Origin of the sequence: Aquabacter albus (assembly GCF_040049275.1) — a bacterium.
Lineage (GTDB): Bacteria > Pseudomonadota > Alphaproteobacteria > Rhizobiales > Xanthobacteraceae > Aquabacter.
In genome coordinates this window covers 17,919-34,726 of sequence record NZ_JBDZDT010000014.1, presented here as the reverse complement: position 1 = coordinate 34,726, position 16,808 = coordinate 17,919, and the positions used below count along the sequence as shown (strand labels likewise).

The window sequence follows — 16,808 nt, the reverse complement described above, 5'->3', positions numbered from 1 at the left end:
TGGCAGTGAGACCGCGTGTACCTCGCAACACCGTCCTCGGTGGGTCACCGGAAATCCCTCGGTTTCACCTTGAGCGTGTCGATATGTAGGTCCGGGACATAGATGTCTCGCGGTCGAAGCCCTCTAGGCGGGAGATCTCGGGGATCAGGTCCGGAGCCACCGTGCCGAACCTCATCGCCGCGTCCATGCGGTATCGGGAACGATCTCTCACGTTCCCCGATGCTCGCCAGTTCCGCCGACAGATCAGTCATCCGGTGGGCAACGAGATGGACGACCTCTCCCTCCCGCTGGATCCGCCCCCACACGGCCATCATCCCGGCGCCGAGGACAGTCCGCCTATGGGCCTCGAACACCTTCGCCCACACCACCAAGTTCGCGATGCCCGTTTCGTCTTCGATCGTGATGAACATGACGCCCTTTGCTGACCCGGGCCTCTGCCTGACGAGGACGATGCCCGCCGCCTCGAGCCAGCGGCCGTCACGGGCGTCCATGGCCTGCCTGCATGAGGCGATCCGTCTCTTCCGCAGGTCCTCGCGCAGGAAGGAAATCGGGTGGGCCCGAAGCGTCAGGCCCGTATGGCCGTAGTCCTCGACGACCTCGCTTCCTGCCGTCATCGGGCGCAAAGGCACCTTCGGCTCCTCGAGTTCAGGACGGATCCTAGCCTCCCGTGCGGATGCCGCCGCGAAGAGCGGAAGCGGTTCGTCCCGTAGCGCCTTGATCGCCCAGAGTGCCTCTCGCCGAGCCAGACCAAGGGACGGACGGAAGGCATCTGCCTCGGCCATATTCACCAGGACAGCGGACGGGACGCCCGCGCGATACCGTAGCTCCTCGACGTCGGCGAAGGGTTGGTCGGCACGGGTCGCAACCAATTCCGCGGCATGTGCATTCGCAAGTCCCTTCACCATCCTCAGGCCGAGCCGAACCGCGAAACGCTGATCGTCGTCCGTGGGTTCGAGCGTGCAATCCCATCGCGAGGAATTCACGCACACCGGACGGACCTCGACGCTGTGCTCCCGCGCGTCCCTGACGATCTGCGCGGGCGCGTAAAACCCCATGGGCTGGGCATTCAGCAGCGCGGCACAGAAGACGTCGGGATGCCACGCCTTGAGCCACGCGGAGGCATAGGCGATGAGCGCGAACGAAGCCGCGTGGCTTTCCGGGAAGCCGTAGGATCCGAACCCCTCGAGTTGGGTGAAGGTCTTCTCGGCGAAGTCGCGCTCATACCCGTTCGCCACCATCCCCGAAATGAGCTTCTCCTTGAACTTCGACACGCCGCCGGTGAACTTGAAGGTGGCCATGCTTTTGCGCAGCAGGTCGGCCTCGCCGGGCGTGAACCCCGCGCACTCGATGGCGACCCGCATGGCCTGCTCCTGGAAAAGCGGGACGCCAAGAGTCTTCCCGAGGACCTTTTCCAACTCCGGCTTGGGGTAATGCACCGGCTCCTGGCCGTTCCGTCGCCGCAGATAGGGGTGGACCATGTCGCCTTGGATCGGACCCGGCCGGACGATCGCCACCTGCACGACGAGGTCGTAGAAGGTCCTCGGCTTTAGCCGTGGAAGCATGCTCATCTGGGCCCGGCTCTCGATCTGGAAAGTGCCGAGGGTGTCCGCCTTCCGGATCATCGCATAGGTGCGCGGATCCTCGGCCGGGATCGTCGCCAGATCGAGGGCGATGCCCTTGTGATCGGCCAGGAGATCGAAACCGCGCTTCATGCACGAAAGCATGCCCAACGCGAGGACGTCGACCTTCATGAACTTCAGCGCATCGATGTCGTCCTTATCCCATTCGATGACTTGGCGATCCTCCATGGCCGCGGGCTCTATGGGAACGAGCTCGTCAAGGCGATCATGGGTAAGTACGAAACCGCCCGGGTGCTGGGAGAGATGCCTTGGCGCGCCCATAAGCTGGTGCGCGAGATCGAGCGCCAGCCGAAGGCGGCGGTCGGAAAGATTGAGGTTTAGACCTTCGACGTGCTTGTCCTCGACGCCCTCCTCGGACCACCCCCAGACCTGACCGGAGAGGGTCTTGATCAGGTCTTCCGTGAGGCCCAAGGCCTTCCCGACGTCCCGCAACGCCCCCTTGGTTCGATATCGGATCACTGTCGAGCAGAGGGCGGCATGATCGCGCCCGTAGGTCTCGTAGACCCACTGCATGACGATCTCGCGCCTTTCGTGCTCGAAGTCGACGTCGATGTCCGGCGGCTCCCGCCGCTCTTCGGAAACGAACCGCTCGAAGAGGAGATCGTTACGGCCGGGATCGATGGATGTGACGCCCAATACGAAGCAGACCGCGCTGTTCGCGGCGGAGCCGCGGCCTTGGCAAAGGATGTCCTTGGATCGGGCGAACTTGACGATGGAGTTCACCGTCAGAAAGTACGGCGCGTACTTCAGCTTCGCGATGAGACCGAGCTCGTGCTCCAGTGAACGACGTACACTGTCAGGAATGCCCTCGGGATATCGTCGGCCTGCCCCTTCCCAGGTCAGCTTCTTGAGCGTCTCCTGCGGGGTCAAAGATGTGTCGTCACGTTCCTCAGGATACTGGTAGGCGAGCTCGTCCAAGCTGAACCGGCAGCGCTCGACGATCTCGACGGTCCGAGCCAAGGCCTCCGGATATCGCGAGAAGAGCCGGTGCATCTCTTCCGGCGCCTTGAGGTACCGGTCGGCGTGGCGCTCCCGACGGGAGCCGAGGCTGTCGATGGTGACGCCGTGCCGGATGCAGGTGACCACGTCCTGCAACTGGCGCCGCCCTGGCTCATGAAACAGGACGTCGTTCGTGACGACGGTAGGCACGCGCATGCGTGCTGCCAGGTTCGATAACTCATGAAGGCGAAGCTGGTCGTTCGGTCTGCGGCGGAGGGTGAGCGCGAGAAAGGCCCGCTCCCCGAAGGCGTCACGAAGCCGCCGAAGCCGCATGCCGCAGCTCTCATCGGCCTCCTCTGGGACGAGCACGCCGATCAGCCCGTCGGCATAGGCGACGAGATCGTCCCATCCGAGCACGCACTTGGCCTTGCCGCCGCGGCGCTTGCCGAGGGACAGGAGGCGGCAGAGCCGCGAATAGGCTGCCCGGTCCGTCGGGTAGACCAGGACCGGCGTGCCGTCGTGAAGGTCGATCCGGCAGCCGACGATAAGGCGGACGCCCGTGGCCTTCGCTGCTTCATGAGCCCGGACGATCCCGGCGAGGGAGTTGCGGTCGACGATCGCCAGCGCATCGATCCCGAGGGTGGCGGCGGTCGCGAACAACTCGTCGCAGGATGACGCTCCCCGCAGGAACGAGAAGTGCGAGGTGACCTGGAGCTCGGCGTACCTCACCCGAACAGCCCGTGCAGGTACCATTGGTGCGACCCGGTCGCGGCGTCCTCGCCGTCGCCTGCCCGGAAGATCCAGAATCGCTCGCCGCCAACGTTCTCCACCTGGAAGTAGTCGCGGACGGCGGACATCTCGCCGTCTCGCTTCCACCACTCCCCGAACACCCGCTCGGGGCCGTCGGCGCGCCGGACGCGGTGGCGGACGCCACGCCAGGAAAACCAGGCGGGCGGATGGTCAGGAAGGAGCGCCATCGCCTCGATGACCTCGGGCCGCGCCAAGAGCCGCGACGGGCGAGGCCAGTGCTCTGGCCACGAGGTCCCCGTCGCAGGCGCCATGGGCGCGATCCGCTTGGCCGACCTCTCGGGCACGTCGCTCGCCACGGGTGCCATCCGGTAGAGTCGACTCTCACCTACCTGGTTAACGAGGATGTCGACCAACTCGGAAATGTCGGGAACCGCTTCCTCCACGAGACTGCTGGTGGCCTGACGCTCACCCAAGGGTTCGGCAAGCGTCGCCGCCAGGGAGAGGCGCTCGATGCCGAACCCGGGTTCGATGGTCTCGAGCTTGTCGGCGAGGAGGCGCGTGAGGCGCTTCACGTCCCGAACGGGTAGCGCCGTGCCCACGCGGACGGCCTGCACCGTGTTGTCGACGCGATGGCACAGGAGATCGAGGCGCTTCGCCCCGAGGCCTCGCACACCGAGTTCCTCGCAGAGGATAACGACCAGCTTCCCAATGTAACGCTTGATCGTCTCCGGCGCGCCGATGGGTTCGGCGAAGGCACGCTGGACGTTGGCGATCTCCTGCGGCCGGATCGGGACGATCGGCTCGGCCAGCAAGCCTAGCGCTTGGTCGATGCGGCGACCGAGCTCCGGCCCGAACCTCAGTGTCAATGGGGCGCGTGGCACCTCCAGGAGGTCACCTATGCGCGCGAAGCCGAGAACGTGTAGGCCCGACAGGATCTCCATCGGCAAGCGAAGGGCCATGATGGGCAGTCTTTCGATGGCCGTCCGAGCGTCACCCGGGGGGACGGCGGCATGGGCCCGACCACCGAACCTGGCGACGGCGTGGGCGGCCCCCCAGGTTTCGGCCACGGCCGCGCGCGCCGACACGCCAGAGGCCGCCAGGCGCTGGACCATGGACACCAGCATGACCTCTTCCCCGCCATGCAGATGATCGGCCCCGGCTGTGTCGAGCACGATGCCATCGGGTGGGTCGGCAGCGACGATCGGCGCATATCGCTGAAGCATCCATAGGGCTATCCGACCGAGCCCTTCCGCATCGCCTACGGCGTCGTGTTCGTGCACGATCAGGTGGGGAACGAGGACCCGGGCCGTGGTCGCGGGCATTGCCTCGCGAAGCCCCGCCGCTCTCGCGGCGCGGTCGGCGGCGACGACCACCTGCCGCTGTCCTTGACGTCCCACCAGCACGAGCGGGACGTCATCCGGCAGCGCGGCCGCTCCGGCCTTCCGCCGTACCCGATCGGTTGGCCAGGTCGGAAGGTAGAGAGAGACGACCCTTTGCATCGCAAGCGTCCACTTCGAAATCCGCACTCTCACCCGCCCGGCAGCGGATCAGCTCGAGGAGCCAGCGATGCCGTCCGACTCCGGGTACGGGCAAAGGCGCCGAGGGCAGGACCGACACGCGCCATCTCGTCATCGCCGCCGTGGGCTGCCCGAAGTCGAGGGCTTCCGTCGGGCGCCTCCAACGCCTCAGGGCGATCCCCATCGTCCCCGTTTCCTCGGCCCGCAATTGCAGCCGTCGGGACACGGTCATCGAAAGTCTTGCGACTTCGCCGACGGCGGCTCCCAGGCCTCCATGGCGGAGCCCTTCCTCGAGGCAAGCGAGGACCGCCTTGTCGTCTCCGGCCTCAACGTAGATCACCCGATCTGGGGCGAGACCGACCTGCGCGACCGCTGGGGCGAAGAGATCCGATCTCGTAATGCACCATAGGATTTGACCACGGGTTCGCGCCGCGATCCCGGCGACGAACAAGGCTGCGGCCGCGCCGTCGACCGCGCCGTTCCCGCCACCGGCGACTTCATGAAGCGCGCCCATCGCAAGCCCGCCCCCTGGCAGCTTCTCGTCCATGGGTGGGACGCCGAAGGGCAAGACCTTCCTGATCCGCCTCTTGGTCCCTTCGATGCTTTCGATCCGCTCCCGAAGGGCGTCGAAGACCTGGCCGCGGCGCCGGTCGGCACCGTGCCCTAGAACGCCTCCGCCATCACTGCCTGAATCCATCGGGGTCGCCGGAGCGTAGGCTTGTTGCCGTCAGGCAAGACTGCTCCCATTCGAGCCAAGCGGCTTCCCGCGCTTCGCCATGGATATGCCAGGGGATGCGGTCGGCAATGACCCAGACCCAGCGCTCAAGGCATTCCGGGCGCTCAGGAACAGCCCTCTCGTTCGCGCGAATGGTGTCGCTCGGCATGGCACTCTCCGTCGCAAAAACAGGCGATATGGATTCCATGAGAACGAAACGGGAACAAGAAGAATCTGCCGACCCGACTGAAACATGGTGAATTGCGTGGATTCCTCGGGCATTTGGAACACCTATCACGGGGCCCGAGTTCGGCCGGATACGCCCGCAGGGGGAAAATTCGGAGGAGAGATGAGCCATCTGGCACATGAGGTACGCCACGAGGAGACTACGGGACACGGCCGCTATTTCATCCGCCTCGCACCCGGCGCCGAGGCGGAAATGACCTATCGGCGGTCGAGCGATCGAACGATGGTCATTGGGCATACCGAAGTCCCGCGTGCATTCGAAGGCCGTGGGATTGCGGCCCAGCTCGTCGACGCGGCGATAGCCGATGCCCGGAAGGAGGGATACAAGATCGTCCCCCTGTGCTCCTACGTATCGGCACAATTCCTCCGGCACCCGGAATGGAGGGATCTGCTCGCGTGACGGGTCCGTCATAGGCGCAGAATTGGGCTCACCTGGCTTCAGGCAGGAGCGCGAGCTGCGCCTTGACGACCGTACACGGGAGTAACTTTGAACGTACCGGTTGGCAGGGGCCGAAGGAGCTCGCCCACAGGGACCTTCGAGTCCAACCACGCCATCCGGCTGTCGCGACTCAACACTGCCATCTGCCGCTCCATGAACGGCGCGGCATCGGCGTTCGCTGGCATCGTCAGGATCGCGTAGGCTTCCGGCCAATCCCGCGTCGCGGGCCGCCAAATACCAGCGAAATAAAACCAATCACCGTCCGAAAGTGAGAAACGATACTGCTTGCCATTGGTGCGATGGAGAAGTTCAGAGGCTGGCACTAGGCAGCGATGGGTCGGAAATACTCGCCCTTCGGCACGCACCAGGGTGAAAGGACGGTCACCTACCTCACGGGGTTGAAATCCCCACGACAGTTCCACCATCTCCACATCTTCGCCGTGGCGCCGTATGATCACCCGGCGCTCGTCGATCGGCGTGTCGAGATCAAATGCCTTGACCTTCATGGACAGGAACATATCAAGAACACAAGTCCACGACAACGCCGATCCAGACGGAGGACCCCATGTGCAATGACTATCGCCTGCGGGTGGATATGGCCTCGATCTTGGACGACTTCGCGGACCTGAAGATCAAGATCCGCTTCGGCGAGGGGGCGCCCAACATCGAAGCGCGCGACGACATCACGATCACGGATCTCGGTCCCATTATCCGCACCGTCGACGGCATACGCGACGAAGGCGAATTGGTGCAGCGGCGCTGGAGCTGGCCGGGGCAGAACAAGCGTCCGGTTTATAATTTTCGCTCCGACGATCGAGAGTTTGCTTCAAGCCGCTGCTTGATCGTGGCGGATGGATTCTACGAGTTCACGGACCCCGTCGAGAAAGGCAAGAAGCGCAAGGACAAATGGCTCTTCACGAAGCGGCAGGAGCCGATCTTCTGCATTGCCGGCATCTGGCGCGCTACCAAGGACGTAGGCGAGGCGTTCACCATGCTCACCATGCCGCCCGGGCCGGACATCGCCCCCTATCACGATAGGCAGATCGTTATCCTGGAGCGCAACCTCTGGAGCGATTGGCTCGACCCAAGCGTTCCTGCGCAATCCCTGATCCGGCCGCTGGCACCCGGGACGTTGCAAGTCGAGCAGGTCGGTTGAGGTGGAAGACCGCATGCGGGCCCCTTCCCTGCACTCTCCGCTCACCTCTGAGGTGAATGAAGCCGGTGCACAGCACCGGAAGATCATCCACGTGGACATGGATGCCTTCTACGCGTCCGTCGAGCAGCGCGATAATCCGGAGCTTCGCGGGAGGCCCGTCGCCGTCGGCGGTTCGGCTGCTCGCGGTGTCGTGGCTGCCGCGAGCTATGAGGCGCGCGTCTTCGGTGTGCATTCGGCGATGCCCTCGGTCGCGGCGAAACGGAAATGCCCGGAGTTGATTTTCGTCCCGCCACGCTTTGACGTGTACCGAGCGGTCTCCGCTCAAATCCGGGAGATATTCGCCGAACACACCGACCTCATTGAGCCGCTATCCCTCGACGAGGCCTATCTCGACGTCACGGTCAATCACCGAGGAATTCCCTCCGCCACGAAGGTCGCCGAGGTGATCCGGGCGAAGATCAAGGAGGTGACCGGTCTCAATGCCTCCGCGGGGATCTCCTACTGCAAATTCCTCGCGAAGATGGCGAGCGACCTCAACAAACCGAATGGCCAGGCGGTGATAACGCCAAGCATGGGTCCTAGCTTCGTGGAGGCGTTGCCCGTGAAGAAGTTCCATGGGGTCGGTCCCGCGACCGCAGCGAAAATGGAGCGGCTCGGGATCACGACGGGCGCCGACCTGAAGGAGCAGTCGCTCGAGTTCTTGCAGAAGCACTTCGGCAAGTCCGGCTCCTGGTACTACCGCATCGCCCGCGGCATCGACAAGCGATCGGTCGAACCCAATCGGCCGCGCAAATCCATTGGCGCCGAGGATACCTTCACCACCGACATCTTCGATCTCGAGGTTGCCCGGCAGGAGATGACCGCGCTGGTCTCGAAGGTCTGGCGCCATTGCGAGGCTCACGGACTGCGTGGACGAACCGTCACGCTCAAAGTGAAATACGCCGATTTCCAGCAAATCACACGCAGCCGGTCGGCGGGCACGGCGATCCTAACGGCAGCGGATATGGAAGCGTTGGCTGGCGGGCTTCTCAAGCCACTTTTTCCGACGCCAAGGGGAGTCCGCTTGATCGGCGTGACAATCTCGTCACTTGGAGAGGGGAACGCTTCCATCGAAGGGGAAGTCCAACTCCCGCTCCTTTAGCCGAACCTTCGGCGTTTTGCGGACCGCGAGGAAGCGGATCATGGAACACGTCCGATACGGGGGAAACGATTCCACCGAGATCGGGTTGCCGTGGACGTAGAGCTTCGGGGAGGACGGAAAGGCCAGGGAAGAGCCGGTCACTGGCTTGAGCATTCTGATGCTTCTTCAAACGGCTAACCCAGCCTGATTTAAATGCTAACGCTCACACTATATCCCTACTACAATACCATTACCTGAGTAGGAGGCGTATGGCGTCAATGTTATAAGCAATTGAAATATATGGGTATTTCTATATCTGGCTGTGACGATCTGTTTTGTAGGGCGCGGTTATTGATCCATCGAGTTTTTGTGCATCGGCTGCCCGTCAGGTTCCATTACTAAGCCTGCGGGATTGAGATTCCTGTTCAGAAATTTGATGCTTTCGGGCGGCATATATTTCGAACTCCCAGCCTGAGAAGAGTTCTTGCCAGGCTCCCTCTTTGAAGGCTGAACGCACTGTCAATCCTCGCGCTTGATCGGCCTTCATCCTGGTAGCGCCGATTCCGGTCGATATCCTTAGGCGCTTGCCCTGAGGTATGCCGCTTGCTCGAAGTTCGCGCGGCTGCAGGCCGAAGGCCTTCGCCAGAGGAGTGTGTTCGGAACCAAGGCGGACGCTGAGGTCCGGATCAATTCCCCGTAGGAGCATGCGCACACCATTCCAGTGCCCCTTGATCTGTTGAGCTCGAGTTTCGCTCCGCACAGCATTGGTCCAGACCGCAGCCCGTTCGATATCAGGGGCGTTCGGAGCCATGCGCACCAGGAATCTGTCGGAAAGCCAATGGCGGCACTTTTCATGGACCTCCGAAGGTATGTGAAAAAGAACCGACCCCGTCGTCGACTTGCCGTCGGACCGCTCCAGCAGGCAGATATAATTGAAATCAAAGCCCTTGAAGCCGATGCGTCGGACGAGCTGGCCAATCTGGTGACAGAATTTCTCGCATAGCTCCCCGACGGTTATCTTATCTTCGGACGAAAGGTACGCTTCGTCAAAATGAATGAGGGTGTTGAAAACGCGTCCGCTCGACTGAATTTGATAGGATGCGGCGTCCAGAATTGTCTGAACATCGCTTCTTCCCAGATACATTTTCCGTCCGCGGGACGAGGCGACCTCGGCATTGCGTGAGCTTCGCCAGACCGGTGGGTGATGGATGCGCTCGGGGCGGCGCTGTAGATTAGGCTTTGGCGTGATGGCCGGTGTAGAGGGGCGGGCCAGCGACAGCATGTCATTGAAGCGCACGAGCTGGATGCGAAGGTTCTCTTCAGTAATTCGGAGCGGGGTAAAAGCCCAGAACTCCAGCACCTCATCGAACAGCGCTTCAATGGGAATCTCCAATTTTTCAGCGCACCTCCTAAACACTGCTGCCGCTAACGCCTCGACTTCCTTCTCGACCATCCAAGAGATAATCGCGTTGGGGATGACGCCAAAATGAGGGCCGACTGAGGAGAGCTTGATATGGGTCAAAACTCCTTGGAGAAGTGTAACTATCTCCTGAGGCATAGCCCCATCTCCCATCATCGCATCCAATTGGCCTGTATTGTCGCGATGATCGAGGGCAGTGAAATATCGCAAAAGCTTTGCCGATGTCCGCGAAAATAAGCTCTCTCGGACAATCTCCGCGGTAATGCTCGGTCCTTTCAGTGGGGTGCCGCCGATCTTCGCGTGGAGAGCGATCCTTTCCAGGTTCTCTAGCAATTCCCGGTAGCCTCTTGATGCACGGGCAATAAAGCGCATAACATCGTCACTTGCTGACGCCTCTAGATCGCGTAGAACTCTGCGTATACACAGTAGGGAATCGTCCTCGGTCGGCTGTAAAAGAGGAACATTCAGGCACCGATTCCTAAGGGGCGTGGGAACATCATTAGGCGAAATCAAGGCAAATATAAAAGTGGTCTCGTACTTTGGGTTTTCGAGCTCGAGTAGGAGGGCGCTCACCGCTTTAGGGGTAAGCTGATCTGCCTCATCAAAGAAAATCACGTGCTGACGCCCATAATCCGGCACACGATTCAGGTCTTCCACCAATTCGGCGACGGACGAAACGTTGCCGTTTTTAGCCGATGAAACAACGCTAAAGAAAGCGTGATCGTTCGTGTGATGTGCTTCGCACGATCCACACTGATTGCAGGCGCTCCCATCATGACAAGGACGCGAACATTGCAGCGCTTTGGCAAGTATGCGTGCAAGTGTCGTCTTTCCGACACCAGATGGGCCTGTGAGTAGAACTGCCCTGTGCGCGTTCGCCTTAATGAGTGTCCTAAGGAGTGCTACGGCTGAGCTTTGCCCTATCACCTCCTCGAAGCAATTAGGCCGATAAGTGGAGGGAAAATCGAGTTGCACGAAACGCTCCTCTTCACCGCAGGCAAAAAATCCATGCGACTCACAATGCGGTTTGATATATGGCGCTTACAATTGCATTGCGAGGAAGTTATGGGCAATGAAGTCGATCTCGATCTTGATAATTCAGATGTCGATGTCGATCGTGAAAGTACAAATGCAAGATTAGCTGTAAAATATTTGCATGAAGAGCAATTTGAATTTCCCGAAGCCGCTGTCTGGGACGCCAGCAATAATCTTGTCTTAAATGCGATAGAATTCTCGGTCAGGCAAGATTTAATTGATAACGCGTGTAGGGCAATATTCTTCGGAACCGCCGAAAGTCGAGGGCTGTCGATCGAGAAAACGAGTGAGATTGCCGATATTGAGGAAGACAAAGCCGCATGGTGTCTTCACATACGAAGCGATAGAGTTCAAATTTTTAATATTGTGAAGGGGTTTTCTCTTTCGGCAACTATTCCACTTATTGAAGCGGTTGCTGTTCCTCCATCGGGAGTGATTATCAGCCTGGCAGGCTACCAGTTAAATGAGCTGGTGAAGCATTCTAGCTCCGGTGCGACTGTCGAATTCGAAATCGACCTGCAAAAATCCGCCATGACGCTGACCCAGAAGGAAAGTCACTTCCGGATAAAGATTGCGCGTTTGAATGTTCAGTTGGACGCGGGCGTTGACGGCCCCGTGCACGCGTGGCCATTTAGAACGGCTGCCCGTGCGATCGATCGAGTTAGGCCGTTCGCATCTCGCAATCGTGCTCGGCCGATTTCTGGCGTTATAGAGCTTCGCGGGGGAGTGGCCTTCGCAGCCTCGGAGGGCTCTTTCGCAAGATATCAGAGTCCGCTGTTAGAGGACCTTGAGCTGCGCGTTCGATTCGAGCACGCCAAGCGACTGTGCGCGTTTTTTCGTCGCATGCATGGCTGGGCTGCAAGTATTGTTCACTCGGGAGATAATATAACGGTGAAAAATAGTATCTTGTCTTGTACATTTGATGTACCTAAGGAAAAATTTGCAAATGCGCATATTAATCCAGACCTCGATAAATGCTTCAGATCGTCGGTCGATTTTCTTAGGATGAGCTCCTTTTCGAATCTCCTCAATGCGAAGTCCACAGGAGACACCTTCGCGTGGGTTGGTTTGGAAGAGCGGGGTTCAGAGGGAAGCCTATTATTCTATCGGCAGAGTGTGCCAGAGATGGAAATATCGCTTCCGTGCACCTTCGTGTCGGACATAGAGGCGGGCACGGAACCTGCGAAAGATGCCTCCCCACTCATCAGCATTCTTACTAAGTCTCTGGTTAAAGGCATAAATGCGTCGCGCGGAGAGGATTTGCTAATCGGAATTGTGCCCATGCAACGTATGACTATTGAATCGTCCGATGGGGACGGAAATTGCTTGGTTTCTCTCTCGCATTACAAGGCGCTGAAACCTGCGAGTTTGCGCAGCATGGAACCCCACAAGGAGGACGAGGCCACCTTCTCGACTTAGGCGTCTGGGCTTCACTTGCATGGTCGGCCAACGCCAGAAACGCTGTGGGTGTGGGCTAAAATAGAGATGTGGAATGGCTGTTTAAGGAGCTTTATTTCATCACCCCCCCTACACCTCCATATCCATAACCACTCAGCGATCAGCTGAGTACAGCGTCCCTCCATCGAGGGACGCTATCCTCGTTATCGAGAGGTGACCTTTCTTTAATCTTTGATGCCTAGCCTCTAAGCTCGCTGTAAACTTAAATCTGATCTTTGGGAAAATCCTTTGTCCGCAATTCATGCGGCGATGATGCAAAGGATGCGCTTATGACTGCGCCTGCTAAGATCAAGGTTCGGACCCGTGCCAACCTCGCTGTCTCCGACACCGTGGCAGCTGAGACCGCCGGCGGTGCGGAGCGCATGCTGGAGGGGGGCGCCGCGCTTTTCGATCCCGCCGGCCTCGGTGAAATTCCCATTATCCCGCTCTTGCCCACTGAAATCCTTGAGCGCCACCACGCCTTCGTCGTCAGTGACACCCGCTTCCGCAGCGCCGCCCGCCTTCTGCAAGCTCTGTGGCGCGAGGACCATGATCTCGCCATCGGCTACGACACCGACGCCGAGGGCGAAACGCGCTGCCTCGGCTCCCTCATCGGCCGCGCAGCCGGCCGGGCCGGAGGCAACTTCTTGTCCCCCTCCATCAGCCGCCTCGTCACCCGCGAACTGGCCTATCGCGAAACCGGGGCAGTATTCGACGACGACCGCCTTCGTATGAACCTCCTGTCCAGTCAGCCTCTGGTTTTCAACCTGTTTGGCCCGCTGAAGCTGGACAAAGGCCTGGCAACTACCGTCTTCGCTTCGCTGCTGCCCGGCTTCATTGCTGAGGTGGTGGACATTCGCTTCGAGCATTCGCCCGCCCGCGGCCACAGCTCCTTCACCGCCGACGGCACCGCCTTCGATCTGCTCATCAAAGGCACCACCGCCGCCGGTAAGCGCGCCTTCATCGCGATTGAGGTCAAATACACGGAAAGCTGTTTCGAGCCGCTGCCGCGCTTCAGCGGACGCTTCGATGCCATCGCCCCCGCCAGCGGCCTGTTCAATGATCCGGAGGCGCCGGACCTGATTGCCAATCCGATCCAGCAGCTTTTTCGGCAGGCCTGCCTCGCCTCAACCATGCTGGATCAGGAGCTGTATGACGTCGGCCTCCATCTGCTCATCGCGCCGCGCCACAACCACAATGCTCAAGCCGCCGGTTCTGCATTTGCGCAGCAACTGAAAGACCCGGCCGCGGGCCGCATCCCGTTCGTCTCTCTTGACTTGGAAACCGTGATTGCGGCGATCGCCACCGCGGGCGCCTCCGACCACGCACTGGCACTTCATCGCCGCTATACCGACTGGTGGCTGCTCGACGGCGAGCTGGAGCTTGCTGACGCCGACGCCTCCTGAGCTTTTCTCGATCCGGGGGTTTCTGTGCCCCTGGATCTTTTGGCTGACCGACCAACTCGAACTCTGTGCCAGCCCCAGCCTCTTATTCATTGGGGGTTAGGGGCTGGCTCGATTCTTAAGTTAGAAGCTCGAACATCAGCGCAGAGCTCCGAAATTTGGGTGGTGCATCAGTTCTCGCTATTTGGGCTTTCGTCCGCTTCTGAGCGGCCGCGGCGGCAAATCGCCTTCCTTCGGTTTGAAGAAAAACTCGCTGATATCAATCGCGAGTGCCGCGGCTAAGCGATCCAAAATCTCGATGGACGGATTGAAAGTCCGGCGCTCTATCCCGCTGACATATCCGCGATCAACACCGGCGTCGACAGCCAAACTTTCCTGGGAAAGCTTCCGCTCAACCCGCAGCCGCCTCAGATTCCATGCCACCCGCGAGCGCCCATCCATATCGATGAGGCATCAGGTTGCACAGCATTAAACCATCGAATATGTTCGACACATTGACGATGCGGCTCGTTCCTGGGCGGCTCATTTCCAGCCCTGAGCTACCCTATGCAAATCCGCATTCATCGCGGCACCCAGGAGATCGGCGGCACCTGTATCGAGCTTGAGGCTGCGGGAAAGCGCCTGCTGCTGGACCTCGGGCTTCCCCTGGATGGGGACGTCGAAGATGATGGCATTCATCCGAAAATCGAAGGCCTTGCGGGCTCGCCTGACCTTCTCGCGCTCATCCTCTCTCATGGGCATGTGGACCATTGGGGGCTTGCCCATCTCGCAGGTCCGAACATTCCGGTCGCGCTCGGAGCCGCCACCCATCGCATCCTGCAAGCCGCCGCTCCTTTCGTCCCCCGTCCGTATCTGCCCGCCCAGCCCGTAGAGTTCACTGGCGGCACGCCTCTGACCTTCGGCCCCTTCACGGTCACACCGAACCTCGTCGATCACAGCGCCTACGATGCCTATGCACTGGAGGTGGAGGCCGGAGGATGCCGCCTCTTCTATTCCGGCGATGTCCGGGCTCACGGTCGCAAGGCGGCGCTGTTCGAACGCATGGTGGCGCACCCACCCCGCAACATCGACGTCTTGCTGTTGGAGGGCTCCACTTTCGGCCGGCTCAACGCGGAGCACCGCTTTCCCACCGAGCACGATGTCGAAGCGCAGTTCGTCGACATCTTCCAGCGCACCGAAGGCATGGCGCTGGTGGCCGCCTCCGCCCAGAACATCGACCGCATGGTCAGCCTCTACCGGGCCTGCAAGCGCACCGGCCGCACCCTCATCATCGACCTTTATGCTGCCGAGGTGCTGCGGGCCACCGGGAACGCGAACATCCCCCAATCCGATTGGCCGAACATGGCGGTCTACGTGCCGCAGTATCAGCGCGTGCGCATCAAGCAGTCCGGCCGTTTCGACCTTCTTGAGCCGCACAAGCCGCAGCGCATCTTCGGCGAGGATCTCAAGGCACGCGCCGCAACTTCGGCCTTCCTCTTTCGTCCTGCCATGCTGCCAGACCTCGATCGGGCCGAATGCCTGACCGGCGCTCGTGCGGTCTGGTCGCAATGGGACGGCTATCTGAAGCAGCCACGGGGCGAAGCGCTCTGCGCAGAGCTGGAGAAGCGGCAGATCCCGCTGGAGCACGCCCACACGTCAGGCCACGCCGCCATCTCTGATCTACAGCGCCTGGCGAAGGCGGTGGGACCGAAAATGCTGGTTCCCATCCACACCTTCGAGGCGCACCGGTTTCCCGACTTCTTCGACAATGTCACCGTCCGTCGCGATGGCGAATGGTGGTCGGCAAGAACTCAATCCGAAAGCAGCCTGGCAAGCTGAGAGGGACCACCATGAACGAGTGGGCGTCTGCGCTTGGTACGACCTCCGGTCGGGGTTTGAGCCCCAGCTTTCTCAACGCGCTGGAGGCCCTCGCTTCAAGTTCGGAGGGAGAATGGTGGCATGATGTTCTCGCCCATCGAGACGTGTTCATCGCGGTGCGCCGGGAAAGCATCAACGTTTATCACCGCGGCGCATCCATTTTTCAGGTGAATTTTGAGAATGGGAAGCTGGTCCCCGTTACGCACGCGAAGTATCTCGTCAGGCAGCAGCAGGCCTATGCCCGCCTGCGGGAGGACGGCGCCTTCTCCGCCGACGCCGCGGCGACCCTTTGGCCGCGCTACGAGGGGCCCACCACCCTGCAGGAGATGTTGCGGGCCGCCGCTGCCCTCGCTGGCCCGGAGAAGATCGGCCTTCATTCGCTCCTGATGAACAGCCCGCACGTGGTCGACGTTGAGATCGCCCTGGATGGGCTCGCTGGAGGCATGGCGATCGAATCGATCGCTCCAGGCGTTTCCAGCTTTGCCGAAGAGAATGGCGAGCGGGCTGAAATTGCCGAAGCGATCGAAGCCGCTTCAGCCGTCGCGATCGCACCAACTCGCCGCATCGATCGTTTGGATGTGGCGACGGTGGAAGAGCGCAACGGCGCTCTCGCGCTCGTCTTTCATGAAGCCAAGCACTTCGCGAACAAGGAACTGCGTGCCGCCGCCAATCGCCTGCCGCCGGTTCTGGAGCAGATGGAGCGATATGAAGCGACATTGCGCCTGCATGAACAGCGACTCCTCAGTGAGTACAGCGCGGTTTGCCGGTCACTGGTGGCGATCGATGCCATGCGACAGGCTATCTCCGCGCGGTCCGGAAGCCCGACCGCTTCTGCGCTGAGCCCACGCACTCACCGCGTTGCCGGTGGCGAACCGCTGAAGCTCGATCCTCATCCGCGTCTGGTGCTCTTCGGCTTCGACGAGGACCAAAAGAACGGCACAGTGTGGGCGAAGCACCGCGACCGCCTCCAGGAGGTCCTGGGTCCCGACCGCATCTACGCCGTGGGAAACACCCGCGCCAAGTCGAGTGCGGCTTTCAGGTAACACCCGAATTTTCTTCTCGTTTCGAGTCAATTTCTCGGGGCCATTTTTGAATATGCCATGCGGCGAGCCTCTGGCAGCTGCCGCCGGGGAT

Annotated in this window: 14 protein-coding genes; 7 read left to right on the top strand and 7 right to left on the bottom strand. The window is 60.8% G+C overall.

Annotated features, from left to right (window positions below):
* Positions 1-44: 44 nt before the first annotated feature.
* From ABLE91_RS26865 to ABLE91_RS26850, 4 genes are all read right to left on the bottom strand, one after another.
* Complete coding sequence (locus tag ABLE91_RS26865; protein WP_348935625.1) at positions 45-3,332, bottom strand: error-prone DNA polymerase; 3,288 nt, start codon at positions 3,330-3,332, stop codon at positions 45-47.
* Positions 3,305-4,828, bottom strand: a complete 1,524-nt coding sequence (locus ABLE91_RS26860; RefSeq protein ID WP_348935624.1) for a Y-family DNA polymerase — start codon at positions 4,826-4,828, stop codon at positions 3,305-3,307. The genes ABLE91_RS26865 and ABLE91_RS26860 overlap by 28 nt, the downstream gene beginning before the upstream one ends.
* Positions 4,743-5,456, bottom strand: coding sequence for an ImuA family protein (locus ABLE91_RS26855; RefSeq protein ID WP_348935650.1), 714 nt, complete (start codon positions 5,454-5,456; stop codon positions 4,743-4,745). Before ABLE91_RS26855 ends, ABLE91_RS26860 begins: the two co-directional genes overlap by 86 nt.
* Before the next feature lie 70 nt (positions 5,457-5,526).
* Positions 5,527-5,730: a hypothetical protein gene (locus ABLE91_RS26850; protein WP_348935623.1), complete on the bottom strand. Its 204-nt coding sequence runs from the start codon at positions 5,728-5,730 to the stop codon at positions 5,527-5,529.
* A gap of 180 nt (positions 5,731-5,910) precedes the next feature.
* Here ABLE91_RS26850 and ABLE91_RS26845 point away from each other — a divergent pair, with 180 nt between their 5' ends.
* Positions 5,911-6,207 (top strand): GNAT family N-acetyltransferase, encoded by a 297-nt coding sequence (locus ABLE91_RS26845; protein WP_348935622.1) that lies wholly within the window; start codon positions 5,911-5,913, stop codon positions 6,205-6,207.
* A gap of 38 nt (positions 6,208-6,245) precedes the next feature.
* On the opposite strand, the gene ABLE91_RS26840 is transcribed toward ABLE91_RS26845, so the two are convergent.
* Positions 6,246-6,752, bottom strand: a complete 507-nt coding sequence (locus ABLE91_RS26840) for an SOS response-associated peptidase family protein (RefSeq protein WP_348935621.1) — start codon at positions 6,750-6,752, stop codon at positions 6,246-6,248.
* 59 nt (positions 6,753-6,811) lie between these two features.
* Between ABLE91_RS26840 and ABLE91_RS26835 the strand changes: the two genes are divergently transcribed.
* Both ABLE91_RS26835 and dinB read left to right on the top strand, forming a co-directional pair.
* Entirely contained in the window at positions 6,812-7,402 is a 591-nt protein-coding gene (locus ABLE91_RS26835; protein WP_348935620.1) for an SOS response-associated peptidase, read from the top strand.
* Positions 7,403-7,415: 13 nt separating this feature from the next.
* Positions 7,416-8,543 carry a DNA polymerase IV gene (gene dinB / locus ABLE91_RS26830; RefSeq protein WP_510182007.1) on the top strand — a complete coding sequence of 376 codons (1,128 nt, stop codon included), beginning with the start codon at positions 7,416-7,418 and terminating at the stop codon, positions 8,541-8,543.
* A gap of 364 nt (positions 8,544-8,907) precedes the next feature.
* Here dinB and ABLE91_RS26825 read toward each other — a convergent pair whose 3' ends face one another.
* The gene (locus tag ABLE91_RS26825; RefSeq protein ID WP_348935618.1) at positions 8,908-10,917 is read right to left on the bottom strand and encodes a DNA polymerase III delta subunit-related protein; all 2,010 of its coding nucleotides are present in this window, start codon (positions 10,915-10,917) and stop codon (positions 8,908-8,910) included.
* On the opposite strand from ABLE91_RS26825, the gene ABLE91_RS26820 reads away from it, so the two are divergent.
* On the top strand, positions 10,912-12,396 hold the full coding sequence (locus tag ABLE91_RS26820; protein WP_348935617.1) for a hypothetical protein: 1,485 nt from the start codon (positions 10,912-10,914) through the stop codon (positions 12,394-12,396). The genes ABLE91_RS26825 and ABLE91_RS26820 overlap by 6 nt on opposite strands.
* A 308-nt stretch (positions 12,397-12,704) precedes the next feature.
* Positions 12,705-13,820 carry a PGN_0703 family putative restriction endonuclease gene (locus ABLE91_RS26815; RefSeq protein WP_348935616.1) on the top strand — a complete coding sequence of 372 codons (1,116 nt, stop codon included), beginning with the start codon at positions 12,705-12,707 and terminating at the stop codon, positions 13,818-13,820.
* A 177-nt stretch (positions 13,821-13,997) separates the two neighbouring features.
* On the opposite strand, the gene ABLE91_RS26810 is transcribed toward ABLE91_RS26815, so the two are convergent.
* Positions 13,998-14,240 carry a helix-turn-helix transcriptional regulator gene (locus tag ABLE91_RS26810; protein WP_510182006.1) on the bottom strand — a complete coding sequence of 81 codons (243 nt, stop codon included), beginning with the start codon at positions 14,238-14,240 and terminating at the stop codon, positions 13,998-14,000.
* A 123-nt stretch (positions 14,241-14,363) separates the two neighbouring features.
* On the opposite strand from ABLE91_RS26810, the gene ABLE91_RS26805 reads away from it, so the two are divergent.
* Both ABLE91_RS26805 and ABLE91_RS26800 read left to right on the top strand, forming a co-directional pair.
* Positions 14,364-15,635: an MBL fold metallo-hydrolase gene (locus ABLE91_RS26805; protein ID WP_348935614.1), complete on the top strand. Its 1,272-nt coding sequence runs from the start codon at positions 14,364-14,366 to the stop codon at positions 15,633-15,635.
* Between the two features lie 11 nt (positions 15,636-15,646).
* Positions 15,647-16,717 (top strand): hypothetical protein, encoded by a 1,071-nt coding sequence (locus ABLE91_RS26800; protein WP_348935613.1) that lies wholly within the window; start codon positions 15,647-15,649, stop codon positions 16,715-16,717.
* Positions 16,718-16,808 lie beyond the last annotated feature (91 nt).

Bases quoted from the DNA above. Each gene is read 5' to 3' on its own strand.
- ABLE91_RS26865 (WP_348935625.1), bottom strand. From the start codon at position 3,332: ATGGTACCTGCACGGGCTGTTCGGGTGAGGTACGCCGAGCTCCAGGTC.
- dinB (WP_510182007.1), top strand. From the start codon at position 7,416: ATGCGGGCCCCTTCCCTGCACTCTCCGCTCACCTCTGAGGTGAATGAA.
- ABLE91_RS26840 (WP_348935621.1), bottom strand. From the start codon at position 6,752: ATGAAGGTCAAGGCATTTGATCTCGACACGCCGATCGACGAGCGCCGG.
- ABLE91_RS26805 (WP_348935614.1), top strand. From the start codon at position 14,364: ATGCAAATCCGCATTCATCGCGGCACCCAGGAGATCGGCGGCACCTGT.
- ABLE91_RS26860 (WP_348935624.1), bottom strand. From the start codon at position 4,828: ATGCAAAGGGTCGTCTCTCTCTACCTTCCGACCTGGCCAACCGATCGG.
- ABLE91_RS26845 (WP_348935622.1), top strand. From the start codon at position 5,911: ATGAGCCATCTGGCACATGAGGTACGCCACGAGGAGACTACGGGACAC.
- ABLE91_RS26815 (WP_348935616.1), top strand. From the start codon at position 12,705: ATGACTGCGCCTGCTAAGATCAAGGTTCGGACCCGTGCCAACCTCGCT.
- ABLE91_RS26800 (WP_348935613.1), top strand. From the start codon at position 15,647: ATGAACGAGTGGGCGTCTGCGCTTGGTACGACCTCCGGTCGGGGTTTG.
- ABLE91_RS26850 (WP_348935623.1), bottom strand. From the start codon at position 5,730: ATGCCGAGCGACACCATTCGCGCGAACGAGAGGGCTGTTCCTGAGCGC.
- ABLE91_RS26835 (WP_348935620.1), top strand. From the start codon at position 6,812: ATGTGCAATGACTATCGCCTGCGGGTGGATATGGCCTCGATCTTGGAC.